General features: G+C 60.2%; 18 protein-coding genes and 2 pseudogenes. 19 read left to right on the plus strand and 1 reads right to left on the minus strand.

Translation table 11 applies throughout. The features are described from left to right. The 3 genes from ABSL23_RS03620 to ABSL23_RS03630 all read left to right on the plus strand — a co-directional run bounded on the left by ABSL23_RS03620 (nt 1) and on the right by ABSL23_RS03630 (nt 4,841). Nucleotides 1-2,961, plus strand: coding sequence for a type I restriction endonuclease subunit R (locus ABSL23_RS03620; RefSeq protein WP_353634743.1), 2,961 nt, complete (start codon nt 1-3; stop codon nt 2,959-2,961). Continuing rightward, the gene (locus ABSL23_RS03625; protein WP_353634744.1) at nt 2,954-3,676 is read left to right on the plus strand and encodes a SprT family zinc-dependent metalloprotease; all 723 of its coding nucleotides are present in this window, start codon (nt 2,954-2,956) and stop codon (nt 3,674-3,676) included. The genes ABSL23_RS03620 and ABSL23_RS03625 overlap by 8 nt, the downstream gene beginning before the upstream one ends. Before the next feature lie 571 nt (nt 3,677-4,247). Beyond that, entirely contained in the window at nt 4,248-4,841 is a 594-nt protein-coding gene (locus ABSL23_RS03630; RefSeq protein ID WP_353634745.1) for a PQQ-binding-like beta-propeller repeat protein, read from the plus strand. On the opposite strand, the pseudogene tnpA reads toward ABSL23_RS03630, so the two are convergent. Further along, a pseudogene (gene tnpA / locus ABSL23_RS03635) lies at nt 4,838-5,287 on the minus strand (IS200/IS605 family transposase). The gene ABSL23_RS03630 and the pseudogene tnpA overlap by 4 nt on opposite strands. Before the next feature lie 55 nt (nt 5,288-5,342). Here tnpA and ABSL23_RS03640 point away from each other — a divergent pair. From ABSL23_RS03640 to ABSL23_RS03715, 16 genes and pseudogenes are all read left to right on the plus strand, one after another. Continuing rightward, nucleotides 5,343-5,480 carry a plasmid partition protein ParG gene (locus ABSL23_RS03640; protein WP_353634746.1) on the plus strand — a complete coding sequence of 46 codons (138 nt, stop codon included), beginning with the start codon at nt 5,343-5,345 and terminating at the stop codon, nt 5,478-5,480. Continuing rightward, complete coding sequence (locus ABSL23_RS03645) at nt 5,477-6,754, plus strand: transposase (RefSeq protein ID WP_353634747.1); 1,278 nt, start codon at nt 5,477-5,479, stop codon at nt 6,752-6,754. The genes ABSL23_RS03640 and ABSL23_RS03645 overlap by 4 nt, the downstream gene beginning before the upstream one ends. Continuing rightward, nucleotides 6,729-7,436: a PQQ-binding-like beta-propeller repeat protein gene (locus tag ABSL23_RS03650; RefSeq protein WP_353634748.1), complete on the plus strand. Its 708-nt coding sequence runs from the start codon at nt 6,729-6,731 to the stop codon at nt 7,434-7,436. Before ABSL23_RS03645 ends, ABSL23_RS03650 begins: the two co-directional genes overlap by 26 nt. Before the next feature lie 188 nt (nt 7,437-7,624). After that, nucleotides 7,625-8,542 carry a transcription initiation factor IIB family protein gene (locus tag ABSL23_RS03655; RefSeq protein ID WP_353634749.1) on the plus strand — a complete coding sequence of 306 codons (918 nt, stop codon included), beginning with the start codon at nt 7,625-7,627 and terminating at the stop codon, nt 8,540-8,542. Nucleotides 8,543-8,981: 439 nt separating this feature from the next. Beyond that, nucleotides 8,982-9,908, plus strand: a complete 927-nt coding sequence (locus ABSL23_RS03660) for an ArdC-like ssDNA-binding domain-containing protein (RefSeq protein WP_353634750.1) — start codon at nt 8,982-8,984, stop codon at nt 9,906-9,908. Nucleotides 9,909-10,038: 130 nt separating this feature from the next. After that, nucleotides 10,039-10,305, plus strand: a pseudogene (locus ABSL23_RS03665) (hypothetical protein); the annotation flags it as partial. A 483-nt stretch (nt 10,306-10,788) separates the two neighbouring features. After that, nucleotides 10,789-12,612 carry an ABC transporter substrate-binding protein gene (locus ABSL23_RS03670; protein ID WP_353634751.1) on the plus strand — a complete coding sequence of 608 codons (1,824 nt, stop codon included), beginning with the start codon at nt 10,789-10,791 and terminating at the stop codon, nt 12,610-12,612. 163 nt (nt 12,613-12,775) lie between these two features. After that, the gene (locus ABSL23_RS03675) at nt 12,776-13,792 is read left to right on the plus strand and encodes an ABC transporter permease (RefSeq protein ID WP_059057850.1); all 1,017 of its coding nucleotides are present in this window, start codon (nt 12,776-12,778) and stop codon (nt 13,790-13,792) included. Then, entirely contained in the window at nt 13,785-15,263 is a 1,479-nt protein-coding gene (locus ABSL23_RS03680; protein WP_059057851.1) for an ABC transporter permease, read from the plus strand. The genes ABSL23_RS03675 and ABSL23_RS03680 overlap by 8 nt, the downstream gene beginning before the upstream one ends. Further along, nucleotides 15,260-16,351, plus strand: coding sequence for an ABC transporter ATP-binding protein (locus ABSL23_RS03685; protein ID WP_157534001.1), 1,092 nt, complete (start codon nt 15,260-15,262; stop codon nt 16,349-16,351). Before ABSL23_RS03680 ends, ABSL23_RS03685 begins: the two co-directional genes overlap by 4 nt. Beyond that, nucleotides 16,348-17,673 carry an oligopeptide/dipeptide ABC transporter ATP-binding protein gene (locus tag ABSL23_RS03690; protein WP_089649680.1) on the plus strand — a complete coding sequence of 442 codons (1,326 nt, stop codon included), beginning with the start codon at nt 16,348-16,350 and terminating at the stop codon, nt 17,671-17,673. The genes ABSL23_RS03685 and ABSL23_RS03690 overlap by 4 nt, the downstream gene beginning before the upstream one ends. Further along, nucleotides 17,673-18,098: a hypothetical protein gene (locus ABSL23_RS03695; protein WP_059057853.1), complete on the plus strand. Its 426-nt coding sequence runs from the start codon at nt 17,673-17,675 to the stop codon at nt 18,096-18,098. Before ABSL23_RS03690 ends, ABSL23_RS03695 begins: the two co-directional genes overlap by 1 nt. Before the next feature lie 39 nt (nt 18,099-18,137). Next, a complete protein-coding gene (locus tag ABSL23_RS03700) occupies nt 18,138-18,662 on the plus strand; it encodes a hypothetical protein (protein ID WP_353634752.1) in 525 nt (174 codons plus the stop codon). Between the two features lie 413 nt (nt 18,663-19,075). Further along, nucleotides 19,076-19,243, plus strand: a complete 168-nt coding sequence (locus ABSL23_RS03705; protein WP_169793414.1) for a hypothetical protein — start codon at nt 19,076-19,078, stop codon at nt 19,241-19,243. A gap of 86 nt (nt 19,244-19,329) precedes the next feature. Beyond that, the gene (locus ABSL23_RS03710) at nt 19,330-19,749 is read left to right on the plus strand and encodes a PPC domain-containing DNA-binding protein (RefSeq protein ID WP_059057855.1); all 420 of its coding nucleotides are present in this window, start codon (nt 19,330-19,332) and stop codon (nt 19,747-19,749) included. Then, nucleotides 19,749-26,345: a DNA polymerase II large subunit gene (locus tag ABSL23_RS03715; RefSeq protein WP_353634753.1), complete on the plus strand. Its 6,597-nt coding sequence runs from the start codon at nt 19,749-19,751 to the stop codon at nt 26,343-26,345. The genes ABSL23_RS03710 and ABSL23_RS03715 overlap by 1 nt, the downstream gene beginning before the upstream one ends. Nucleotides 26,346-26,369 lie beyond the last annotated feature (24 nt).

Below are 26,369 nucleotides of genomic sequence, written 5' to 3' on the forward strand. Positions count from 1 at the left end.
ATGGTTAGTATCCCATCCGAGGGCGGCGTCGAACGCTCGCTTCTCTCGTGGCTCGACGGCGTCGGTTGGGAGACACACGGACAGGACGGCGACCGTGGTGCGAACGTTCTCGATGAGGCCTACGAACGTGACAGCCACGAGGTCATCTACTGGAACCTCCTCGCCGAACAGGTCGTTACGCTGAACGAGGACGTGACCGAGGATAACGTCGATAAGTTCGTCTCCTCGCTCCGACGCGACCTTGACGCCGAGAACCTAATGGACGGTAATCGCGCATTCTACCAGTTGCTCACCAAGGGCAAGACGTTCAATATCCAGCGCGATGACGGCACGACCGAAACCGTCTACGTGGACCTGATTGACCACGAGAATCCGGAACAGAACCGCTTCCACGCGGTCAATCAGTTTTCCGTTTCGCGTGAGACGACGATCCGCCCGGACGTCACTCTGTTCGTCAACGGAATTCCGCTGGTGACGATGGAACTCAAAAGCCGGGCACAGGACAACGACTGGCACGACGCTGTCAGCGACCTGAAAGCCTACGAGGACGACGTGCCTCGGCTGTTCGTTCCCGGTCTGTTCAACGTGGCTGCCGACACGATGGAACTGCGCTACGGTGCGGTCGGCGCTCCGAAGGAATTCTACGAGCCGTGGAACGACGCCCCGTCGGAGTTTGAGGACGACAACGAGATGCAGCAGGCTGTGAAGGCACTCTGTAATCCTGATACACTTCTCGATCTGCTGAAGAATTTCGTGTTCTACGAGCGGCGAGCTGGTGGGGACGCGAAGATTGTCCCACGCTATATGCAGTATTACGCGGTCAACCGTATCCTCGACCGCGTCCGTAGAGGCGAACACAAGCGCGGGCTCATCTGGCACACCCAAGGGTCGGGCAAGTCGTTCACCATGCTGTACGCTGCTGAAAACCTGCTCTCACAGCCGACCGTCGCGAAGAATCCGCAGGTGTTCGTCATCGTCGATACGGACAAGCTCAACAGCCAGATGCGCGACCAGCTAGCTAACCTCTCGTTGGAGCAGTGGACAGAAGCCGAGAGTATCGACCACCTCCAACAGCTCATCGAAGAGGGGCAAAGCCAGCTAGTCCTTACGACGATTCAGAAATTCGAGGACGTTGACCCCGACGTCCAAGGTAACGACGAGGTCGTCGTCATGTCCGACGAGGCCCACCGCTTCATGGAAGCCGACCTCGGCAACCGCCTCGAAGCCGCGCTTCCCGACTGCTATCACTTCGGGTTCACCGGAACCCCTGTCCGGGAAGGCGAGAAACACGAGGACCGCAACACGTTCCGCGAGTTCTCGCCTGAAGGCGAGGACTACCTGCACCGTTACTCTGTCAAGCAGGGTATCGACGATGGCCTGATTCTACCCGTCTACTTCACGCTGCGCCACGAGATGGAGTGGGAGATAGACGAGGCAGGCTTAGACGAGGAGTTCGAGCAGGAGTTCCGTGGCATGACCACGGACGAAAAGCGGGAGGCGATTCGCGAGAACGTGACTGCGACGACGCTCGCGGAAATCGAACCCCGGGTCAATCGTGCTGTTGCGGAGATCGACCAGCACTACGGCGACCACGTATCGCCGAACGGATGGAAGGGAATGGTTGTAACGCCGAGCCGCCGGTCAGCCGCGATGTACGGTGAACGCCTTATCGACCGACGTGGCGAGGACGAGGTTGAAGTCCTCTACACCGCGACGAAAGACGACCCCGAGCTAATCCAGCAGTTCCACACCGACTCCGAGGAGCGTGACAGCATCGTCAAGGCGTTCAAGGAAGATGAGAATCCGAAACTCCTCGTCGTCCACAACATGCTCCTGACGGGGTTCGACGCACCGATATTGAAGACGATGTACCTCGACCGGAACCTGAAAAACCACAACCTCATGCAGGCTATCGCCCGCACCAACCGGCCTGCCGAAGGGAAGGAGAACGGCGAGATTGTGGACTTTCAGGGCGTCTTCGAGAACATCGACGAGGCGTTGGACTACGACGCCGAAACGAAAGCGTACGCAGCCCGTGACAAGGACGACCTCTACGACGACCTCGTAGACCAGCTCAACACGGTGATGGGTATCTTCGATGGGATTCCGAAAGACGACACCCAAGAGGCGACCTACGAAGCCGTCGAGCGTGTCAGCACTCACCCGGAACGTCGTGAGTTCAAGCAAGGATTCCGCCGCCTGCAAAACCTCTACGAGGCCGTCGCTCCAGACGGGCGGCTCGTCAGCGAAGGCATCGAGGACGACTACAAGTGGCTCAGTCGGATTCACGTCGCGTTCAAGCGTACGGCGTCGGGTGATGAGTCACCGGAGGAAGAGATGCGCGAGAAAACGCGGGATATCATCGACGACCACGTCGAGATTACGGATATCAAGCGTGACTTCCCGACGTACAAACTGGGCGAAGAGTACCTTGAGGACGTCGAGGGACTGGAGAACCCCGGCGTGAAAGCGTCCCAAATCGCCCACGCGACCCGCGAACATCTTCACCCCCGGGAGAATCAGAACCCTCGATACAAGCGGCTAAGCGAACGCGTGACGGACATCGTCGAACGCTGGCAAGGAGACGAGATTAGCGACCCCGAAGCTGTTGAAGCACTGAAATCCGTCGAAGAAGACGTCCTTGAGGTCGAGGAAGAAGCTGAAGAGCAGGGAATGGGTGATGCTGAATTCGCGATCTACACCCATCTTACCGAGGAAACACCAGACGCAATCGAGTCGGAAGACCAGGCCGAAGAGATTGCTGCTGAGATTGTCTCCCAATTCCGTGAGCGCGTGGACAGGAGCTACCCCGGATGGGAGACGAACCAGCAGACGATTGCAGAAATCGAGCGTATCCTGCTGGGCGTCTTCGTGAAGGAACGCGATCTTGGATCCCTGATTCAGGACCACGACGACTTCATCGACGTGATGCGGGACTACCTCATCCGAAATCATGGCTAAACCCGGCTCACGGTCGATTGACCTCTTGGGGAAGACCGTCGAGTACGACGTCCAACGTAGCACGGAAGCCTCGGAGCCTCGGATTGACGTCGATATTCACGGTGTGACCGTTGTTCTCCCTAATTCGGCGGATGTCCACCCAGCGACGCTGCTCAAGGAGAACGCGGCATGGGTGGTTGACAAACGGCAGCAGTATGAGGCTCACAGGGAGCAGGTGCCTGACCGAACGTTTGCGGCCGGAGAGCAGTTTCCGTATCTGGGGGAACCTCGCACGCTAGTTGTGGAGCCGTGCCGGAAGCACACCGTGCAAGACGATACAATTCGACTCCGCCAGAGTGCGGTTGAACAGTCCTCGGTGGAGCAGGTGCTGGAGAACTTCTACCGGAGTTGCGCCCGAGACTATCTCACGGACCGAGCTGACGATTACGCCGAGCAGATGGGCGTGGACTACGAGGCATTAGAGCTGCGGAACCAACGGACACGATGGGGGAGTTGTTCGACAAACGGGACGCTTAGTCTGAACTGGCGGATTATCATGGCACCGCCTGATATCGTCGATTACCTCCTCGTCCACGAATTAGCACACCTAACTGAACAGCATCATGGCGAAGAGTTTTGGAACCTCGTTGCGGCTTATGTGCCGGACTACCGGGCAAAAGACCAGTGGCTCACCGAAAATAGTGTGAAGCTGATTTTCAGCGAAGACGATCTGTAGCAGTGGTCGCTGCGCTCCAGTTTGACTGGAAAAGTGGAACGGTTGAATCGGTAAGTAGAGATGGGAACCTATCGAGTCAGTGTCCATCAGGTATCCGCTCGTGCTACCCGGTCTAGGACAGTAATAGAGGAGTACCTACCGAGACACCAGAGTTCAGATGGGAATCGTTGGCGAAAACCCGCTTTTGGGAAACGTCTAGCGGCGCTGATCAGGTTAGACTGGGCTGAATGGTACGTCGTCGAAACCGATCACTAACTCAGCCATACTGGCGAAGCACTGTTTGATGTCATCTGTCAGAAGATAATCGGTTTTAGTGCTCGTCGGGTCCGTTCCCGAATCGATCGGAATCGATGATTCCAAGGTTAGTCGGGTTTGGGTGTGGTTTTCGCGAATTGGCAGCCACCGTTGAAACGCCAGACTGTCTCACAGGACCGCGTCAGGAATGCGATTTTATCAGCGTCAGGGTGTTGATAATCGGCGTCAGCTGCCACACAGTTCGTTTGGGCATCACTCGCGTCAAGCGATTTTGGCCCCCGAAGGCTTACCCCTATTCTACCGGAACGTCCCCGGTATGCCCTCCCGGACCCGTCGCCAGGTTCTCGCAACAATCGGGACTGCAAGCGCCGCCCTCGCTGGCTGTCTCACGCAGTCGCAGCCGTCCGGCGACCTCGGCGACGTCGAAGGAACGTGGCCGATGGCCGGCCAGAACGCCAGTCACACGCGACAGGTCAACGCGATCCCGACGAACCCCGACTCTGTATGGAAAATCGAACTTGATACTGCTCGCAGCACTGGCACGCCCGCGCTCGCTGGCGGCCGGCTGTACGTCCCCGTCGACGCAATCACCGAAACCGCACGCCACCGCTACCGAATACACGCGCTGTCGGCAGCGACTGGCAACGAGCGCTGGCAGGTACCGCTTCGGTCGGAGCCGAACGGCCCGCCCGCGGTAAGCGGCGACCACGTCGTCGTCACGGCCAAGCGCGCGCTCGAACAGGGCCGCATCGTCGGCTTCGAGACACAGTACGGTGCCGAGGACTGGCTCGTCGACGTTGACGCGAGACTGACTGCGCCACCGACAATCGCGAATGGTGTCGTCTACAGGCGGAGCAGGCCAAGTACCTCGGGGCTTGACCCCGAGGGTGAAGGCCGTAAGCCCCGCTAAACGTGTTCTGTTCGCTCGATATACTGCTCAATCGTGTCTGTCGAAACATCACCTGCCGTCCCAACGTAGTACGATTCCTCCCAAAATCCACCGCCCCACAGGTAGTCTTCCAAGAACGGTTCGTGCTGTTCCCACATCTCCCGCGCTGTGATGCTTTTGACCGTCCGTACAATCTCGCTCGGTGAGTGCTTCGGGTGAGCGGAGACGAACAGGTGTACGTGGTCGGGCGAGATGTGTAGCGACAGTATCTCGTAGCCGTATTCGTCGCACACGTCGCGGAAACTTGCTTCCAGCGATTTCTCGATTGGTGCGAGTATCGCGTGGCGGTACTAAGCGGGATCGAAGATCCCGCGAGGTACGCAAAGCTTCGCTTTGCTTGACTTCGGGCACCACACGAAGTGGTAGTTGACGTTGTACACCGTGTGGTTCGACCGCTTCTCGCCCATACAGACAGTACGTGGACAAGAATTAAGTATTTCAGTATCTAAGTAAGCATGTGAGATGACAAAACGACTGTCCGTGGACTTCGAGGACGATGTGTACAAGGAGTTCTCGAAGAAATGCATCGAGGTTGACGAAACCAAATCCGACGTAGTGCGCGGACTCGTCACCGACTGGCTCGACGAATCAGAAGAATGACCGACGCACAGGCTCTCGTCAAGACGCTGGACTTCCAACTCGACATCCAGAGTGACAACGAGGGCCTGCTATACGATGCCACCCTCGAAGCCCGCTCGGTGTACAACGAAACCATCCGACTCGCCAAACAAGGCGTGGACTGGGACGCCATCCCCGACCGAGTAGCCGACGACGCTAACCTCGTGAAAAACACGACTCAGCGCGTCGTTGCGAAGGCACTCGGGGCGATGGAGAACTACTACGAGTACGACAACTTCGGACTCCCGAGCCATACCAAGGACGGCGCGTACCCGCTTCGAGCCAACTACGAAGAAGGGTACAACCTGTCGCTCACCGACAACGGTGACGTAGAGTTTCGCATCAGCGCGAAGCCCTACAAACACGTCAAGGGCGTCCTCAAAGGGAGCGACGCTCACCTCGACATTCTCCAGACCGCTCTCACGAGTGACGAGTGGAAGATTGGGACGGCAGAAGCCTTGTTCCACAGCGAGAACGCCGAGTTGCACGTCAACCTCACCAACACCGAGCAGACCGTTCGAGACAAGCAGGACTCACGGACGGTCGTCGGTGTGGACGTGAACGAAGACAACGTGGCTCTCACCGCTCTTTCCGAGGATGGCATTGAGGACTCGTTGGTTATCGACTTCCCCGAAATCAAGTTCGAGCGTCACCGCTACTTCACGATGCGGAAGCGTGTGCAGAACGCGGGGAAGGACAGCATCCACGACACCCTCGAAGGGCGCGAAGAACGGTTTGTCCGCGACCGCCTCCACAAGGTGTCTCGGCATATCGTGGAGTGGGGCCGTCAGTTCGAGAGGGCGTGTATCGTCTTTGAAGACCTCAAAGAGATGCGCGACAGTATCGACTACGGCACGCGGATGAACCGACGCTTGCATCACCTCCCGTTCCGCACCCTCCAGTTCTATACCTCGTACAAGGCGGCCTTTGAGGGCATTCCAACTGCGTGGATTAACCCCGAGTACACGAGTCAGCGGTGTCCGATGTGCGGACACACAGAGCGTGCGAACCGTCATAAGAAGCGGTTCAAGTGCCGGGACTGTGGACATCAAGACCACAGTGACCGTGGTGCAAGCGTCAACATCGCCGTGAAAGGCATCAAGAAGCATCAGGACTGGAATGTGCCTGCTCTCAACAGCCTTCCCCAAGTTCGGAAGGTGCGACGGCGGGCATCGGGGGCCGTGGACGCCCCGACCGTGACCCACCCGACCGCCCGAGGCCACCTTGCCGATGGTCGGCTGGAAGTGTCCGACTAACCCACGGGAAGCCTCGGGGCTTGACCCCGAGGCCGTTCACGTGCCCGACTGGCGTGGGCGCGTCCACGCGCTCCTGGTTGCCGACGGGACCGAACTGTGGTCACGCGACATCGACATCAATGGTGGTCGGGGGACGTTCGCCGATCCCGTTGCGGTCAGGGACGGAACGGTCTACGTCGGATCGCAGTCGGGCGAGACAGGCCTCGTCGCATTAAACACCCAGACTGGCGACACGCAGTGGACGGCGTCCACGCCGGCAATCACTGGCGGGCCAGTCGTTCATTCGAACGGAATCGTCGTCCAGAGTCACCAACTCGTGATCGCGTTCGACCACGAGGGGACGCGCAAGTGGACGTTCAACGTCCGCGGAGACACGCAATGCCCGCTCGCCGTCGACGACCGCCACGTGTACGCCGCTACGCAGGACGCCCTCTACGCCATCGACTGGACGGGTGAGCAAGCATGGATGCATGAAGTGGCGGGCGCGCAGTTCGGCGCGTCGACTGTCGCTGGAGACTCGGTTCTCGTGCAAGGGGATGGGCAGCTCATCGCGCGTTCGTCCCCGGCGGGCGACGAGCACTGGACAACCAATGCGAGTGGGCGTGGTCGTGTCATCGTCGCTCCGAATGCTGTCTTCCTTGCTGACGCTGCGACCGTAACCGCGCTCGGCAGCGCCGAGTAGCAGTCCTTCAGCTGCGCCCGCTTGCCCGGACGCATCCCAGGTGGTACCGCGACCATCACCAAAGCAGTGGGTTCTCAGCGCGCTCGCCCGTGGAAACCGAGCTTCTGCACCGCGGCCGGGCTTTTCGACCCCTGAGTGGGTGAGGGGTTCGCCACGATGGCGGACGCCTCGAACTCGGTGAATCAACGATGCCGACGAGTGACAGCTACGCGCGTGGCTTCGACGAGGACGTACAGACTACTGGTAATCAGTGTCCCGAATGTGGCGGTCGCGTCACTACGAACGTCGTCGAAACAGTCTGCGAAGACTGCGGACTGGTTATCGACGAACAGCGCATCGACCACGGGCCGGAGTGGCGGTCCTGTACGGACGAGAAACAGCGGACTGGCGGACCACTCACGGTTGCACGTCACGACCGTGGGCTCTCGACGGAGATCGGGAAACACACTGATGCGAGCGGGAACACGCTCTCGGGGCGGAAGCGCCGCCAGCTCGGGCGGCTGCGCCGCGAGCAGTCCCGGGGCCGCTTCCAGTCGAAAGCCGAACGTAATCTCGCCCATGGTCTGGGTGAGGTGCGACGCATCAGCAGTGCGCTGGGCCTCTCGGAGACGCTCCGCGACCAAGCGTGCCAACTGTTTCGGAGCGCACAGAACGAAAACCTCCTACGAGGTCGGTCGATCGAAGGTATTGCCGCGGCGAGCGTCTACGGCGCGTGTCGCTGTACTGGCCGGTCGCAGACGCTCGACGACGTCGCGGTCCCGGCACGCGTCGAACAGTCCCGCGTCAAGAACGCCTACCAGACGCTGAACGCGGAACTTGGCTTACCGGCGAAGCCAGTGCAACCGAGCGCGTTCGTGCCGCGCCTCGCCTCCGAGCTCGCGTGTCCCGACGATGTTCGCCGACAGGCGCGGACGCTCGCGGAACGGGCCGAGACGACTGGCGTGACAGCGGGCGTGCATCCAGCCGGCTTCGCCGCGGCGTGCCTCTACGAGGCACTGCGTGAGCGTGGCCGGCACCCATTGAAAACACGGGTCGCGGAGGCGGCCGACGTCTGTGTGTCGACGGTGCGGACGCATCAACAGACGGTTCGCAAACTGGAACTGTAGGGTGGTTGCTGGGACCCGTGTTGCTGTCGGCTACCCGATTCAAACCCGTAGGGAACAGATTGGGCGCCTACGTTCGTTCCGACAACCGGGCGCGGGTAGCTGCGGTTCGTTCAGCACCCACCATCTTAACCAACACTCGTGGCGATTCACGGCCAGTGTTGGTTAACGCTGGGAACGTGCTGTCGCCAGAACGGCGTCACCTGCCACGGCGGCGCGCTGTTTGAGTATTTGAGCGAGGCCAAATGAGTCCCGCCAGAAGTCAGGGATTCGTGTACACGACGTGGACTGCCGAGCTTGGAATGGCGAGACGCCCGTACTAGTCGCTGCTGTTACGCCATTACGCTGCTCTGCAATACCTGTCGACCGTATTCCTCCGTAGCAGTTTTTCGTGCGCCACGAGGGGTGCGGCGCGCCTCCTGAGAGGCGGGTCGTGGTGTCCGTGATGACGGCTAGTACCTCGTCGGTCTCCTTCGAGGAGACCGACACGCGATCCGACGAGATGCACAGCACCATCGAACAGTGGATTGATGACCTCGTGGCTGGCGTCGACGATGCGCAAGCCAGCGACGAATTCCAGGACTGGTTGGACGTCCAGAGTCGCTTCCACGACTACTCGTATCAGAACACGCTCCTGATTAAACGCCAGTGCCCGGAGGCGACCCGGGTGGCAGGGTATCGGACGTGGCAGGAGGAGTTCGACCGCCACGTCAAGGAGGGCGAGTCGGCCATCTGGATCTGGGCGCCGATCATCGCCAAGCAGTGTCCGGAGTGCGAGAACTCGCCGAGCTACCACGAGGACAGTGACTGTACATACGACGAGACGCCGCCCGAAGAGTGGTCGAAAGGCCTCGTTGGATTCAACCCGGCGCCCGTCTTCGACATCTCCCAGACCGAGGGCGAGCCACTCCCCGACCTTGACACCGCGGCAACTGGTGACGCCGGCAATCTCGTGCCACGACTCTTGGACATGGCGGATGACCTCGACGTGACGGTGCGCATCGTTCCCGCGGATGAATGGACGCATGGCGAGGCAAAGGGTGTCTGTGAACGGCTCAGTCCATTGAACGCGCAGCCGGTTGTGGAAGTCCGTGACCGGGAGAACGACGCGGACCTCGCCCGGACGCTCATCCACGAGTACGCACACGCCCTGCTACACACTGGCGTGACTGAGACAGCCGAACGGTCGAAACGCGAGGTCGAGGCAGAGTCAGTCGCGTACATCGTCGGCCGGTACTGCGGGCTGGATACGAGCCGGTCGGCGTTCTACCTCGCCGCGTGGGAATCGGACGATCCTGAGGTCGTTCGCGAGCGACTGGACCGTATCAGTCGGACGGCCGAGGAGCTGATCGAGACGCTGGACGCGTAGGTTCGTGGCCGCGTCCGTGTTTTTCTGCGCCCGCGGAGCGGTGGAGGCGCACTCGCGTCTCCACTGAATCATGGTTTTCCAGCAACTCAGCGCGGTTCCTGAAACGGTCCCACAGGGCATCGCTCGAACCGACCTTGAACCACGGACGAAGCGAGCGCTCGAGGAGGGGATGGCCGTCTCCCTGCTCGAAAAAGGCGGCCGCTACGAGGTCCGGACCGCGTCCGGGAGCTGGTACGAGGTCGATGTCGTCGCCGAAACGTGCACCTGTCCGGACTGGGAGTATCGCACGCCCGAGGGCGGCTGCAAGCATCTGCGGCGCGTCGACGTCGAACTCAAACTCGGCCGGGTGCCCCTGCCCGATGGCCGACTCCCGGACCAAGCGCGCCACGAGCCTTAACCAACATGCGGTTCGTCCAGGGCGCGGTGCCGGGCAATGAGGACGCCAGCTTCTCCGAGGCTTTAGTGGGCATCGACGGCGAGTGGCGAGCCATCCAGATCAAAGCGATGCCCAGGAGAAGCAAGTCATCGACTTCGACCCCACCTCACTGCTATGCACGCTGGTGACTGTTAGGGACAACTTGCTGTGGTCGGGAGTTTGAAGACCTTTCCCCGTCTTCAGCGAAGGGTAGCTCTCTGGTGACGAATCTGATGGGAGTGCCGTCGTTATCCGATTCAACCCAAATATAAGGTAAAATAATTATGAATGGCGAACGTTGTGTTATTAGTTTCAAAACAGTCTAAACACACCCATAATCCGTGGTTTATAAAATAATCGTTTTCCGATATCCGGGTTCTCTTCGATTATTTACAGGCAATACTTCGGGAAACCGCCGATTGAAACGATAGCTTTATTGGCGAAGTATTCAACAGACGGTGTGTAATGACGGATGACAATGACATGCAGCGTCGAAGTTTCCTGAAGGCCGCCGGCGGGACTGCCGCAGCCCTCACTCTGGCTGGCTGTTCCAGTAACGATAACGGCGGTAGCGGGACGACGACGGGTGATTCTGGCGGTGGCGAGACGACGACCACGACCGAACAGAGCACCCGGGAAATTGCGAACCTCGCGATCGAGGCTGAGGACGATTACACGTTCTCCATGGAGCTCACTGGGCCGTTCCATCAGGTCATGGAGATGCTCTCATACTCCTCGTTCGCTGCAGTTCCGGAGAATTACGTCGACGACCTGCCGGACGTTGACGGTGAAGTCGATCAGTCGACGTTCGGTTCCGAGGACCCCGTCGGGACGGGCCCCTTCCAGTTCGAGAGCTGGTCTGACGGGACCGCTGTTGACGTTACCGCGTTCGATGACTTCCACGGTGAGGGTCCTGAACTCGATGCGGTTCACTGGCAGGTCATCCAGGATTCCAACGCGAGCTACCAGTACGGCCAGAACCAGAACTCGGACATCGCGCCAATGCCGACGTCCCAATACGACCCGGATCTAATCTCCGTCGAGGGGACGGACGACCGTGACCGTGACTACGGCACGTACGGGCCGATGAACAACGGTGAGACGGCCAACTACCTGCGCGTGCTGTCTGCCGGGACGCAGTACCTGGGGTTCAACGCCCAGCAGGTCGAGAAGCCGGTTCGCCAGGCGGTTGCGTACGTCCTCAACCAGACATCCATTGTCGAGGAGGTCTTCAAGTCTCGTGGCCTCCCTGCGACGCACCTGACGCCGCCGACACTGTTCGACGGCGGGCAGGACGTCTACGACAGCCACGGCGAAGACTACCCCTACAGCGTTGACGAAGCGGACCTCGAGTCCGCTCGGCAGATCATGGAGGAGGCGGGCTACGGCCCGAACAACCGCGTGGAGATTACCTTCGCACACCAGGAGGGGACCTCACAGTACGCTGACGTCGCAAGTCTCCTTGGCGACCAGCTTCAGAGCGTCTACATCGACATCTCCGTCGAACCGACGCCGTGGTCGACGCTGCTTGAGCGCGGCCGGAACGGGAACCTCGAGATGTTCCTGCTGGGGTGGCTCATGGACTATCCGGATCCGCACAGCTTCATGCAGCTTCTCAATCCCGACTTCACGAACACCTCCGAGGCCGGCCCGCTTGCCTACACGGACTGGCGGGACACCGAAGCTGCGCAGGCGAACCGTGACGCCTGGGGAGAGATCACGGACAACCTTCAGCCGACTGACGAGGCCGCGTCCACTCGCCAGGAACGCTACCTCGAGATGGAGGAAAACAACTGGGAAGACGCCGTCATTATCCCGCTCTACCACCCATACGACGAGCGGATCTCTTACGACACTGTCGACATGCCCCGGTTCGGCAGCGCTGGTCCCAGCCGCCAGAAGCTCAATCAGGTCACGAAGTCCGGTGACTCGAACACCTTCCAGGACGTTATGACCGGGTCGATTACGACGTTCGACCCCATCGCTGCCACTGACACGGCGTCCGGTGAAGTCATCACCCAGCTGTTCGATGGGCTGATGCAGTATCCCAACGCTGAGGTCACTCCGGAAGGCAATCTTGCGACGGATTACGAGGTGTCCGACGACTACACGTCCTACACCTTCACGCTCAAGGAGGGTGTGACGTTCCACAACGGGAGTGAATTCACGGCCCAGGACCTGGTGTACTCCTGGAACCGGCTCGCGAACTCCCAGAACAGCAACCGGGACTACTTCCTCCTGGACAATCTGGGCATAGAGTACGAAACCGAAGAAATCGACGTCGAGTAGCCGTCTGCAACCGCTCCCTTTTTGTAGGGGAGTGCGAAATTTACCGGTACCCCGTTGCAGGTTTGAACAGGTAGTATGACCCCCACCACCACCCGTTTCCGTACATGCGATACGTTTCGATACTTGCCATGAGAGAACACCACGAGCAGGAGCGTGATCCGTAATGTCACGATGGACCTATCTGGGGAAGCGTCTCATCATGTCCATCCCGGTGATCATTCTGGGAACCACACTGACCTTCGTCATCGTCCGCATGGGGCCGTTGAATCCCGTGGGAGCGATTCTTGGTCCCGACGCTAACCCTGCAGCTTACGAAAGCATCGAGCAACAGCTCGGGTTGAACCAGCCCCTCTGGGCACAATACATCGACTTCATGACTGACCTGTTTACGTTTGACCTCGGTCAGTCCTGGGTTTATAGCCGCGACACAGGTACGTACGAACTGCTTGCCACCTACGCCCCCCGTACGATCTGGCTCGGCTTTTGGTCAGTCGTTATCGCGATCTTCATCGGGATTCCACTGGGTTTCTATGCCGGTCTCAACCCGAACACGTTCTCTGACTACCTTGCTTCCTTCGGCGGCATCGTGTGGCGCGCCATGCCTAACTTCTGGCTCGCGGTTATCCTGGTGGCCGTCCTTTCCAGTTCTGAAGACCTCCTCTTCGGGTTCGAATGGCAGACGTTCCTCGTCAATACACCAGAGATTGTGACGCCGCCCGACTTGTCAAACCTGACGGACCCGACGAGCCTGCTGCAGGCAATCAAGAAGATTGCTCCGGCCGCGCTCGTACTCGGCTCTTCGACGATGGGCAACGAAGTCCGACTCGCGCGAACAGCCGTCCTCGAAACGGTCAACTCGAACTACGTCGAAACCGCGAAGGCGAAAGGGCTACCAGGTCGGACTATCGTCTGGAAACACATCTTCCGGAACGCGCTGATTCCGCTCATCCCCGTGATTACCAACGAAGTGTTCATCCTCATCGGGGGCTCCGTTCTGGTCGAAACAGTCTTCGCCATCAACGGAATTGGCTACCTGTTCTTCCAGGCGACGATTCAGGCTGACCTGCCGTTGGTTGGTTCGCTGATGTTCATCTTCATCCTGCTGATTGTAGGTGTCAACATCCTCCAGGACATCCTCTACACCATCGTCGATCCACGAGTGGGGTACGACAATGACTGACGACACAAGGACGACCGTGCAAGAAGACCTGACTTTCAAGCAACGAGTGCGGGCGAACCCCCGACCGGCGACTGTCTGGGTTGTGGGTGTCGCGGTTCTGATCGCACTCGAATTCGGCGCAATCTGGAGTACAGTGATGGGACTCCCGTGGAACGAAGTTGTGGGGGTTCTTCCAGCGGCTCCTGGCGCAAGTGTCCTTGCGGGTATCGGAGACGCCCTTGCCGACCTCCCCACTCTGCTGGACCGGAACCTCATCTCGAACCAGGGGTATCACGTCCCGGGCGAGGGCTGGCAGCAGACCTTCATGGGTTTGTCACCAGCAGCCGCTTGGGCACTTCGTGTCACTCTCGTCTACGTGTATGCGCTCGCGTGTATCGCCTGGGTTTGGAAGGGATACCGAACGTTCAGACAGCACTACCGCTACGCATCCTGGACCCCCCGCGACGACATGATTGACCGGCTCCGGACGCACCGCTGGGGCCAGTTCGGGCTCGTTATCGTCGCGATGTTCCTGGTCCTTGCGCTGTTCGCTCCGACCATGGGGCCGACAACCCAGAAAGCGAATATTACTGAGCCCTATTCACACGAGATGCAGTACTACGACTCCGAAAGCGGTGAAGTCGCCACCATGGTGGTCGGCTTCGCGAACCAGGAGTCCCGGTCCCGTGGCGCAGGCGATTCGAACGTCGCCCCCCTAACCTATGACTCGTTCGATAGATACCATCCATTCGGGACATTACCTAATGGGAAAGACCTCTTCACATTCCTCGCATACGGGGCTCGTCTCTCCCTCTTTATCGGGCTCGTCTCGATGGGGCTTTCGGGAGCAATCGCGCTTTCCATGTCCATGATCACGTCGTACTATAAGGGGCTTGCAGACTTGCTGACAGTCGTTACCAGCGACTCGATCATGGCGCTCCCACAGCTCCCGCTCATCATCCTGTTGACGCAGGTTCTCAGTGGCAACCCGATCTCGAACTACTACAACGGAGCGCTGCTGTTAGCTCTCATCTTTGCCTTCATGTTCTGGCCACCACTGTGGCGGTCCTTGCGTGGGCCTGCACTCCAGGTCTCCGAGCAGGAATGGATCGATGCGGCCAAGAGCTTCGGCCAACGCCCACGGACGACGATGCGGAAACACATCGCGCCCTACGTCCTCGGCTATCTCCTCATCTACGCCTCGATGTCCCTGGGCGGTGTCATCATCTCCACAGCCGGGCTGTCCTTCCTCGGCCTCGGCATCACCGCGCCGACCCCCGAATGGGGGCGGGCGATCGACCTGGGGCAGGATTACGTGACGACGCAGTCCTGGCATATCTCCCTGCTTCCGGGGATCTTGATCGTACTCGTCGTCACGGCATTCAACGCGCTTGGTGACGGTATCCGTGACGCGATCGACCCGCAGAGCGAGGCAGCTGAAAGCGGCGAAAGTGGTGAATCTGGCGCTGCAGCAACTGGAGGTGGCGCATGAACTCTGATACGATGACAACTCCGACCGACGCAGACGACCGCGAGACGCTACTCTCAGTGTCGAACCTTCGTACGTCGTTCTACACTGACAAAGAAGTGATTCGTGCGGTAGACGGTGTCGACTTCGAAATCCGCGCTGGTGAAACGGTCGGTATCGTTGGGGAAAGTGGGTCTGGAAAAAGCGTTACTGCTCGGTCGATAATGGGGCTGGTCGAATCCCCCGGTCGTATTGAGCCCGACAGTAGCATTCAATACCGCGGCAACGAGTTGACCACGAACTCGGAATCCGAATGGCAGGATATCCGGGGCGGGGATATTGCCATGGTCTTCCAGGACCCGCTGACGAGCCTGAACCCGGTCTACACCGTCGGCAACCAAATCAAGGAAGCACTTCGTCTCCACCAAAATCTCCGTGGGAGCGAGGCAACGAAAGAAGCAACTCGCCTCCTGCAAGAAGTCGGGATTCCGGACGCACCTCGGCGCCTTCGGGAGTACCCACACCAGTTCTCTGGTGGGATGCGGCAACGGGCCGTTATCGCGATGGCGCTCGCGTGTGATCCGTCAGTCCTCATCTGTGACGAGCCAACGACAGCCCTCGACGTCACGATCCAGGCACAGATTCTGGAGCTCTTAGATAAGATTCAAGAAGAGGAAGGTATCGGCATCATGTTCATTACCCATGACATGGGTGTCATCGCAGAGGTGTCTGACCGCGTGAACGTGATGTACGCCGGCGAGTTCGTCGAGAGTGCTCCTGTCGAGGACCTCTTCGAAAACCCGAAACATCCCTATACACAGGGTCTGCTCGAAAGCATCCCGTCGAAAAACGCCGGGAAGCGCCGCCTGGACACAATTGAGGGCGAGGTGCCGACCCCGACTGACGACCCGACGTACTGCCGGTTCGCGCCCCGGTGCCCGAAGGCTTTCGACGAGTGTGAGGTAGTCCACCCGGAGTCAGTCCAAGTACAATCGGACGTCGACCATTCCGCGGCGTGCCTCCTGTACCCGGATGAGCAGTCTACCGAGGAGCGAGTTACGACACACCAAGCAGCAGGTGATGACGCAGCAGAAACGGGTGAGAGCCAATGAGCAAGCAACTACACGCAGACGATACGGACGCAACACAGGGTGAGACGCTCGTCAACGTCCAAAATCTCAAGAAATACTACGGTGAGGACGGCTTGCTGAGCAAGCCACCGGTCAAAGCCGTTGACGGGGTCAACTTCGAGATTCGACGCGGTGAAACGCTTGGTCTCGTTGGCGAGTCCGGCTGTGGTAAATCCACTCTCGGTCGCACACTCATCCAGCTCGAACGAGCAACGGAGGGGGTCGTCGAATTCAACGGCGTGGATATTACCACCCTGAAGAAGGATGAGTTGAAAGAATGGCGCCGCAATGCGCAGATGGTGTTCCAAGACCCGGAATCCAGTCTCAACAATCGGATGACTGTCGGTGAAATCATCCGTGAACCGCTGGACGCGCACGACTGGAAGACTCCGCAAGAACGCCGGGAACGTGTCCGTGAGCTACTCGACACCGTCGGCCTCCAGAAGGAGCATTACTTCCGATATCCCCACCAGTTCTCCGGCGGCCAACGACAGCGGGTTGGGATTGCTCGGGCGCTCGCCTTAGAGCCGGACTTCCTCGTGCTTGACGAGCCGGTTTCTGCACTCGACGTGAGCGTACAGGCGAAGATCCTGAATCTACTGATGGACCTACAGGACGAGTTCGGGCTCACCTACCTGTTCATCGCCCACGACCTCTCTGTCGTCCGCCACGTCTGCGACCGAACGGCAGTGATGTATCTGGGGAACATTATGGAGATCGGTGACACGGAGGAGCTCTTCACCGACCCCGCGAATCCCTATACGCATTCGCTGTTGTCGGCAATCCCGAAACCAGACCCGGGCAGTTCCGCCGACCGGATTACGCTCCGTGGGACCCCACCAAGCCCCCGCGACCCGCCGTCTGGCTGTCCGTTTAGTACCCGCTGTCCGATGAAAATCCGCCCGGACGAGTACGATGACCTGGATATGGAGGTTTGGCGCGGGATTGACGAGTACCTGACTGTACTGCGGAGCCGTGCGGATGCCGACCAGTCGCTCACCGAAACTGTCAAGGGGCTGTTGGGGATGGATGTCGGCCAGGAGGATATCGACGACGTCGCTGCTGAAATCTTCGAAGACCGCTCGGTGCCCGATAACGTCGAAGGTATCATCAACGAGGCGACGGCGAATGCACAGGCAGATGAATTCGATGCTGCAATCGAGACGCTTCTCGATAGCTTTGGGAGCATCTGTGACCACGAAATGCCTGAATACCATACTGTTGGCGGGAGAGAGAGTCTTTGCCACCGCCATCAGCAGGAATACACGGGCACAGCAGAGTATTCGACAATAGTCGACGACTAATGGTTGGGATTCGCGGGCGACAGCTCATAGACGCCGCTGGCTACGCCGTCGCTGTTGTGCTTTCCGTGTCCGTGTTCAGCCTCCTCATTATGGCTGTGACAGGAACCAGCTTGTTTGTCGCGGAGTTCAGCATGTTTCTCGCCGGCTGGGCGATTATCGCGTACAGTCTCTTCCTATTGAATCCGGAGGCGCCTTGGACCGTTGACCGAACCGAAGAAGGGCGCTTACGAGTGACGAAAACGGCGAACGAACCAGATCCACCGCGTGGTGAGACTTGGTTTCAACGAAGCGTCCAACGGTTCCCCCCGATGGTTTGGTATCCCCTATCGCCCGATGACCGGATTTCAACGGGGCTGAAACTGTTCATCAGCGGCGTACTCACGCTCGTTGTCTCCTTTATATTTGAACGAACGGTGGTAGTTTGACAGGCAAGGCCTATATGCGAATCCAATTAAACCCAACCCATGGTCGAATACACCGGTACATCTCCCTCTGATGGCCGGAACGGTGCACTCGATGTTCACAAGAGTGCATGGAAGAAGACGCTCCAAGAGTTAGAAGCGCAGGTTGAGCGTTTGGAGGACGACGGCTGGCAAACGGTGGCTTTCCCGGCTGGACACACAGGCCCGGAAGTCCCAACTGATGGGGATAAGGACAATAATCGGTTCGGCCTCACGCACATTATTCCGGGAAACAAAGCCGACGAACTTCTAAAGCTTCGTGAGAAGGGGTCGTTCGAAGATTACCAAGTCTTCAAGAATAGCGTTCATGGGCAGGAGTTCGTTCTCACGGCCATTTTGGACCACCCCACGGAATCGGTCGTCCTGATCGCGGGGAACTACCGCCAACAGCGTGCGGAACCGCTCAAGGAGATCGCGATGGACGAAGATGTGATGTACAGCCATATCCGGAAACTCGATGGGTCGTATATTGCGACGTTTGAACACGAGGATCCGGCCCACTTCTTCCCGGAACTGAACGATTCGTAGCGTACGAAACTGGGGGTTTGGTGACAGCGATGCCAATACTGGGCAGGTGTCAAATTACGGTTCTTCCTTGAGTCGGTCATGGCCGTTCCGGTGGCTGTTAGCGGCCGCTTGAGGTACGAACAGAAGCGTACGTCACTCCAACAGTGTGGCAGTCGTCACGTCCACGAAGCCATCCAAGCAGTCGACTGTAACCAACCCGGAGACGGCGGACACGTCCCCGTAGGTGTGCGCTTGAATCGCGGGCCGGTGAACGTGAACGGCGAGTTCTTCTCCCTCCTGCGAGCAACCGCCAGAGCGGGAGCCAACGCGAACAGCTCATCTGTGGCGAAGCGAGGGTATCGGTCCGAGCGGAATAGGTCAGGTATCTTACTCCGATGCGCTTAAGTATCCCGTGCCACGTTGTATCATACGTCATGACGACTGACGCCGTGCAGCCGGCGAACGCGTCCGGCACCGACGTGATGGCCTCCCTCGACGACGAGGGCCCCGAGTCCCGACTCGTCATCGCGGACATCTCCTGCGACGAGGCGTGGATGTCGGTGACAGCGGACCACGCGACCGCGCTCTCGGCGTGGCGATAGGCCGACTGCGGCGGCGTACTAACTGCTCGTAGTTCCGTAGCACCCAGACGGTAGGACTTTTGCTGGCGCGTCCGTTGGGTGCATCCATGAACGTTCGCGAAGTCTCTGGCGGCCGCGAGTTCGTCGCGCGACTCGACCACGGCGCCGACTGGCGCGAGGAAATCGAGTCGCTGGCTGCCAACAAGGGCATCGACGCCGCGTGGTTCGTCGGCATGGGCGCGGTGCAGGACGCCGAACTCTGGTACTACGACCAGGACGACTTCGAGTACAAGGCCGCGCGCTTCGAGGAACCCCTCGAAGTGGCGGCCTGCGTCGGGAACCTTTCCGAGCTAGACGGTGAACCGTTCGCGCACACGCACGTGACCCTCTCGCGGCGGTCCGGGCAGGCGCTTGCGGGCCACCTCGACCGCGCGACCGTGTTCGCGGGCGAGCTGTACGTCCGCGAACTCGACACCGAGCTGGTGCGCGAGCACGACGACGCCACCGACCTCGACCTCTGGCTGTAATGCGGCCCGAGGACGAGGCGTACTTCGAGTCGCTGGAGGCCGGCCTCGACGAGGCCTTCGACGTCGCCGAGCGCGCGAAACAGCGCGGCGAGGACCCCAAGCCCGAGGTCGAGATTCCGGTCGCCAAGGACATGGCCGACCGCGTCGAGAACATCCTCGGCATCGACGGCGTCGCCGAGCGCGTGCGCGACCTCGAAGGGGAGATGAGCCGCGAGGAGGCCGCGCTCGAACTCGTCGAGGACTTCGTCGAGGGCCGCGTCGGCGACTACGAGACGAAAGCCGGCAAGGTCGAGGGCGCGGTCCGCACGGCGGTCGCGCTCCTCACGGAGGGCGTGGTCGCGGCGCCCATCGAGGGCATCGACCGCGTGGAGGTCAACGCCAACGACGACGGCACCGAGTACGTCGCCGTCTACTACGCCGGCCCCATCCGGTCCGCGGGCGGGACCGCGCAGGCGCTGTCCGTTCTGGTCGCGGACTACGCCCGCGCGCTGCTGGACATCGACCGGTTCAAGCCCCGCGACGACGAAATCGAGCGCTACGCCGAGGAGGTGGACCTCTACGACTCCGAGACCGGCCTCCAGTACTCGCCGAAGGACAAGGAGACGAAGTTCATCACCGAGCACTGTCCCGTCATGCTGGACGGGGAGGCAACCGGCGACGAGGAAGTCGACGGCTTCCGCGACCTCGAACGCATCGCAACGAACTCCGCGCGCGGCGGGATGTGTCTCGTGCTCGCCGAAGGGATTGCGCTGAAAGCACCCAAGATTCAACGCTACACCCGGAATCTCGATGAGGTCGAGTGGCCGTGGCTCCAGGACCTCATCGACGGCACCATCGGCAAAGATGACGACAGCGAGGGCGACGACGACGCCAGCGACGACGCTGCAGACGAGGCCGAGGTGTCCACCGACGCCGACGACGCCAGCGACGAACCGGAGGGCCCACCGCGCGTGGACCCGTCGAACAAGTTCCTCCGGGACCTCATCGCGGGCCGTCCCGTCTTCGGCCACCCCTCCAACGAGGGGGGGTTCCGCCTGCGCTACGGCCGCTCGCGCAACCACGGGTTCGCGACCGCCGGCATCCACCCGGCGACGATGCACCTCGTGGACGACTTCCTCGCGACCGGCACGCAGATCAAGACCGAGCGCCCCGGGAAGGCCGCCGGTATCGTTCCCGTCGACTCCATTGAGGGCCCCACGGTCAAACTCGCGAACGGGGACGTACGGCGCATCGACGACCCCGAGGAAGCCTTAGAGGTTCGGAACGGCGTCGTCGAGATTCTGGACGTCGGCGAGTACCTCGTAAACTACGGGGAGTTCGTCGAGAACAACCACGAGCTCGCGCCCGCGTCCTACGCGCCCGAGTGGTGGATTCAGGACTTCGAAGCGGCGGGCGCGGACGTGCAGGCGCTTCGTGATTCGCCGTACGTGGACCTCGAAGCCCCCGACGTCGAGCAGGCCCTGGAGTGGGCGACGGAGTACGACGCGCCGCTGCACCCGAAGTACACGTACCTCTGGCACGACGTCGAGGTCGCGGACTTCGAAGCCTTGGCGAACGCCGTCGCAGCCGCCCACACCGAGGACGGCAACCTCGTCCTCAATAACGAGGACGCGGTTCGCGAGCCGCTGGAAGCCCTGCTCGTCGAACACAGGCAGGACGACGACGAGATTCGCATCCCGGACTGGCTGCCGCTCGTGCGCTCGCTCGGGGTTACCGAGGATCTGTCCCGCGAGTGGGACGACCTCTCGGCGGACGCCCGCGAGTGGCCGAACGCGCTCGCCGCCGTCAACGAGGTCGCGCCCTTCGAGGTCCGCGAGCGCGCGCCCACGCGAATCGGGAACCGCATGGGCCGCCCGGAGAAGTCCGAGTCCCGCGACCTCTCGCCCGCGGTCCACACGCTGTTCCCCATCGGGGAGGCCGGCGGCAGCCAGCGCGACGTCAGCGAGGCCGCCCGCTACGCGCCCGACATGAAAGACACGCCCGGCAAGCTCGACGTCCAACTGGGCGTCCGCGAGTGCCCGTCCTGTGGCGACCACACGTTCGAGCCGCGCTGCGGGGACTGCGGCGAGTGGACCGACCCGCACTACGAGTGCCCGGACTGCAACGTGAGCGCCGAACCCGACGAGTCCGGCCGCGTCGAGTGCCCGCGCTGCGAGCGCGAACTCGACAACGTCGAAGTCCAGACCGTCGACGTCGGCTCCGAGTACCGCGACGCCCTCCAGGCCGTCGGCGAGCGCGAGAATGCCTTCGACCAGCTCAAGGGCGTCAAGGGGCTGTCCTCCGCGGAGAAGGTCCCCGAGCCGATGGAGAAGGGCGTGCTCCGCGCGAAACACGACGTCTCCACGTTCAAGGACGGCACCGTCCGCTACGACATGACCGACCTCCCGGTCACGTCGGTCAAGCCCAGCGAACTCGACGTCACCGTCGAGCACTTCCGCGAACTCGGCTACGAGGAGGACATCCACGGCGACCCCTTAGAGCACGACGACCAGCTCGTCGAACTCCGCGTGCAGGACGTCGTGCTTTCTGATGGTGCTGCCGAGCACATGCTCCAGACCGCGGACTTCGTCGACGACCTCCTCACCCAGTACTACGGCCTCGACCCGTTCTACGAGCTGGAGGAGCGCGACGACCTCGTCGGCGAGCTCGTCTTCGGGATGGCGCCCCACACCTCCGCCGCCGTCGTCGGCAGAGTTATCGGATTTACGTCAGCTTCGGTCGGATACGCGCACCCGTACTTTCACGCCGCGAAAAGACGGAACTGCTTCCACCCCGAGACGAAGGTATGGTTCGAGGACGAAGCCGGCGAGGCCCATCACGACACAATCGAAACGCTCGTCGAGGACCGACTCGACCCCGAAACAGCCGACGAAGACGACTTCGGGACGCTCGTGCAGGAACTCGATGGCGACGTCCATGTCCCTTCGCTCACGGAAGATGGTGATCAGGTTCGGAAACCCGTCGAAGCCGTCTCCAAACACCCCGCGCCCGACCACATGATCCACGTCGAGACCGGAAGTGGCCGCGAACTTACGGTTACTCCGGACCACGAGGTTCATGTTTTCAGGGACGGGTCGATTACGACGAAGACGGCTGCACAGTTGACAGACACGGATCACGTTCTCACGCCCACAGACGTGGACACACTTGAACCGACTCAAGGACGTCGTGTGTTTGACCTCCTCGCTGAGTTTGCGCGTGTCGACGCAATTGAAAACGACCAACTCACAGTCAAGGGTATCGGACGGGCTGAACTATATGATCTCTTCACTGACGCACTTGCAGCTGACTGGGATGGGCAGTTCTATCCACTGAAAAGTACGGCCGAGTATCTCGGAGTGACGAAGAAAGCCCTGAGCAACTACGTTTATCGTGAGAGCTTGCCGTTCTCCCTTCTCACGGACGTTTTCGGGTCTGTCGAGGAGACACTCGATGTGATTCCCGACGATGTAACGTTGGGGATGAAACGTGACACCGCGGAAGTCGACCGTTACGTCGAGCTGAACGAACGTGTTGGTACACTTCTCGGGTACTACGCTGCGGAGGGGTTCACCCGGAAGCAAACTACCTCGAAGGGAACGATTCATCAGACGACGATTAGTGGCATCGAAGACGAAGCCCGCGAGTTCTTCGTCGAGACACTCCGCGAGGAGTTCGGTGCGAATCCCTACCGTGAGAACGATAAGAAGGTGACAGTGTCCGGTCGCCTCCTTCGGACGTTCTTCGACACAGTCCTTGATGCAGGCGTTCACGCGGATTCGAAACGCGTCCCGCAGTGCGTCTTCGATTCCAGCGCTGCAGTCGTGGGCGCGTACCTCTCCGGATACTTCAGTGGTGACGGTCACGTCACAAAGCAAGGATTGACAGTCTCCGCGACGACGGTCAGTCGAGAGCTTAAGGACGATGTCGTCGCGCTCCTCACTCGGCTCGGGATATCGAGTACGGTCCACAAGCCGGAGCAAGTCCCGCTCGTGGAGAAGTTCCCAGACTACTACGATGCCGACGACGAGTCGATGTCAGCACGTAGCTTTGTGGTTCGTGTCAGCTCCGAGGACGCGGTCACGTTCCACGAACGCGTGGGATTCCATCTGACCCGTAAGGAGACTCGTCTCGCGAGCCACGTCGAGAACATCAAACCAGCCGGATCGCGTATTTTCGACGGAGGGGATGGCGACTATCTGGTTGACAAGGTGGTGTCGGTCGATTACGAGCAGTCTACCACTGACTACACGTACTGTCTCACTGTCTCCGACACCCATTCATTAATTCCAAATGACATATATGCGCTCAACTGTGACGGCGACGAGGACTGCGTGATGCTCCTAATGGACGGTCTTATCAATTTCTCTAAATCGTACTTGCCGGACCAGCGTGGTGGCAGCGTTGCCGAGGATTCTCGACTCGTCGCTGTCGACCCCGACGGCGATGTGCGATTCCTGACGTTCGACGAGTTCTGGGATGAGCTTGAAGCACCGATTGAAACGGACGGGAAGTTCCGCAAACGGACCTGTTACAGCGAAGGCTGGCAGACGTACGCGTTCGACGACAACCACGAGGCGTCACTGGAACCAATCGAGAAAGCGATTCGGTATCAAGCCGATGACGACGACCAACTCGTCCGCGTGGAGACGCAGTTCGGTCGGTCGCTGGAGATAACGGAACACCACAGCCTCTTCCGGTACGATGATGGTATCGAGGAAGTTGCTGGTGCGGACCTCGAAGCCGGTGATTTGGTTGTCGCCCCACGCGACCTCGATGTCGACACCCGGGAAACCACCCTGGATGTTACTGACTGTGTCGATGACCCGTACGTTGTCATCGACGATGACGTCGAGGAACTCCTACGGACGGCCTGGGAGTCAACCGACCGAGGGAGCGAGACGCATGGAGCGTTCAACGCGGGACTCGCATACAGGCTCAATAAGTCGAAAATCGGATTTGAGCGGTTCCAGCAGATTCTCGCCCACAGCGAACTTGACGTACCGACTGACATCGAGGTCGGACTTGAAGGCTCCTCACTCGGCATTACGCGAACAATCGAGGTTGACGAGGACTTCGCCTGGCTCCTGGGCTTGTTCGTCGCTGAGGGAACTACCTCAAGCGTCAACCCCTGCATCCACAACGCCGACGAAGATCTCATCGACCGTGCGGCCGACATCGCAACGGACAAACTCGGGACCGAACCAGGACGACGCTGGTCGAATCGTGCCTACGAACTACGGTTCCCCGCCGTGTTCAGGGAGGTACTCTACTCGCTCGGCTTCGAGAACGCTGATTCGTATGATTCGAGCGAGAAGGTTGTTCCAGAGTGTATCCTCCACGCACCGCGGTCGGTAGTGCTCGACTTCCTGCGAGGCTTTATTGCTGGTGACGGAAGCGACAGTTCCAACGACAACGTGACGACAGTTAGCTTCCATACGACTAGCGACGACGTGAAAGATGGAATCATGTTCCTCTTACACCGTCTCGGACTCGTCACGAACGTTTCAACAAAAACGAACCGTGACGGCAACAGACAGGACATCCACACCGTAACAGTCTCCGGCGGCGCCAACGATAATCCGCTTCACCGACTTCTCGACGGAGACGACCCGTATCTCCCCAAGAGTCTCGTCGTTTCGATTCCGTCTACGCTGATGGAACTCCGCGAGATGGATATTGCGGGCGTGAAACAGACAATTCCGAAGTACTTGAAGCGTCGCGACAACATCTCGTTGGAGAAACTCACCGAGATCGTCGACACGCTCGACGAACAGGAATTGCCGTCGCAGGCCGAGGCCGTGCTTGAGGAACTACGCCCGCTCGTGGACGGAGACCTCTCGTATCTGCGCGTCAAAGACATCGAGTCCGTCGACTACGACGGGTATCTCTACGACCTCCAGGTCGGGGGTGACCCCGTCTTCACCGCGAACTGGCTGTACGCTCACAATTCCATGGACGCGCCGCTGGTGATGTCCTCGCGCATCGACCCCAGCGAAATCGACGACGAGGCGCACAACATGGACGTCGTCAGCCAGTACCCGCGGGCATTCTACGAGGCGACCCGGGAGATGGCCGACCCAGGCGAGGTCGAGGACCTCGTGGAGATTGCGGAGGACAGCCTCGGGACGGACACGGAGTACGCGGGCTTCGAGCACACCCACGACACGTCGAACATCCACCTCGGGCCGAGCCTGTCGGCGTACAAGACGCTCGGGTCGATGATGGACAAGATGGACGCCCAGCTCGAACTCGCGCGCAAGCTCCGGGCGGTCGACGAGACGGACGTCGCCGAGCGCGTCATCGAGTACCACTTCCTCCCGGACCTCATCGGGAACCTGCGGGCGTTCAGCCGGCAGGAGACGCGGTGTCTGGACTGCGGGGAGAAGTACCGGCGGATGCCCCTGACGGGGGACTGCCGGGAGTGTGGCGGGCGCGTGAACCTCACCGTCCACGAGGGTTCCGTGAACAAGTACATGGACACCGCGATCACGGTCGCCGAGGAGTACGACTGCCGCGAGTACACGAAACAGCGCCTGGAAGTCCTCCAGAACAGCCTCGAATCCATCTTCGAGAATGACAAAAACAAGCAGTCAGGAATTGCGGACTTCATGTAAGCCGCTCGGGGCCGCGGGTCCCGC

Origin of the sequence: Halobacterium sp. NMX12-1 (genome assembly GCF_040435975.1) — an archaeon.
GTDB lineage: Archaea > Halobacteriota > Halobacteria > Halobacteriales > Halobacteriaceae > Halobacterium > Halobacterium hubeiense.

What these genes read in the sequence shown, in the direction of transcription:
- ABSL23_RS03620 (WP_353634743.1), top strand. Translation starts at nt 1, where the DNA reads ATGGTTAGTATCCCATCCGAGGGCGGCGTCGAACGCTCGCTTCTCTCG.
- ABSL23_RS03625 (WP_353634744.1), top strand. Translation starts at nt 2,954, where the DNA reads ATGGCTAAACCCGGCTCACGGTCGATTGACCTCTTGGGGAAGACCGTC.
- ABSL23_RS03630 (WP_353634745.1), top strand. Translation starts at nt 4,248, where the DNA reads ATGCCCTCCCGGACCCGTCGCCAGGTTCTCGCAACAATCGGGACTGCA.
- ABSL23_RS03640 (WP_353634746.1), top strand. Translation starts at nt 5,343, where the DNA reads ATGACAAAACGACTGTCCGTGGACTTCGAGGACGATGTGTACAAGGAG.
- ABSL23_RS03645 (WP_353634747.1), top strand. Translation starts at nt 5,477, where the DNA reads ATGACCGACGCACAGGCTCTCGTCAAGACGCTGGACTTCCAACTCGAC.
- ABSL23_RS03650 (WP_353634748.1), top strand. Translation starts at nt 6,729, where the DNA reads ATGGTCGGCTGGAAGTGTCCGACTAACCCACGGGAAGCCTCGGGGCTT.
- ABSL23_RS03655 (WP_353634749.1), top strand. Translation starts at nt 7,625, where the DNA reads ATGCCGACGAGTGACAGCTACGCGCGTGGCTTCGACGAGGACGTACAG.
- ABSL23_RS03670 (WP_353634751.1), top strand. Translation starts at nt 10,789, where the DNA reads ATGACGGATGACAATGACATGCAGCGTCGAAGTTTCCTGAAGGCCGCC.
- ABSL23_RS03675 (WP_059057850.1), top strand. Translation starts at nt 12,776, where the DNA reads ATGTCACGATGGACCTATCTGGGGAAGCGTCTCATCATGTCCATCCCG.
- ABSL23_RS03680 (WP_059057851.1), top strand. Translation starts at nt 13,785, where the DNA reads ATGACTGACGACACAAGGACGACCGTGCAAGAAGACCTGACTTTCAAG.
- ABSL23_RS03685 (WP_157534001.1), top strand. Translation starts at nt 15,260, where the DNA reads ATGAACTCTGATACGATGACAACTCCGACCGACGCAGACGACCGCGAG.
- ABSL23_RS03690 (WP_089649680.1), top strand. Translation starts at nt 16,348, where the DNA reads ATGAGCAAGCAACTACACGCAGACGATACGGACGCAACACAGGGTGAG.
- ABSL23_RS03695 (WP_059057853.1), top strand. Translation starts at nt 17,673, where the DNA reads ATGGTTGGGATTCGCGGGCGACAGCTCATAGACGCCGCTGGCTACGCC.
- ABSL23_RS03700 (WP_353634752.1), top strand. Translation starts at nt 18,138, where the DNA reads ATGGTCGAATACACCGGTACATCTCCCTCTGATGGCCGGAACGGTGCA.
- ABSL23_RS03705 (WP_169793414.1), top strand. Translation starts at nt 19,076, where the DNA reads ATGACGACTGACGCCGTGCAGCCGGCGAACGCGTCCGGCACCGACGTG.
- ABSL23_RS03710 (WP_059057855.1), top strand. Translation starts at nt 19,330, where the DNA reads ATGAACGTTCGCGAAGTCTCTGGCGGCCGCGAGTTCGTCGCGCGACTC.
- ABSL23_RS03715 (WP_353634753.1), top strand. Translation starts at nt 19,749, where the DNA reads ATGCGGCCCGAGGACGAGGCGTACTTCGAGTCGCTGGAGGCCGGCCTC.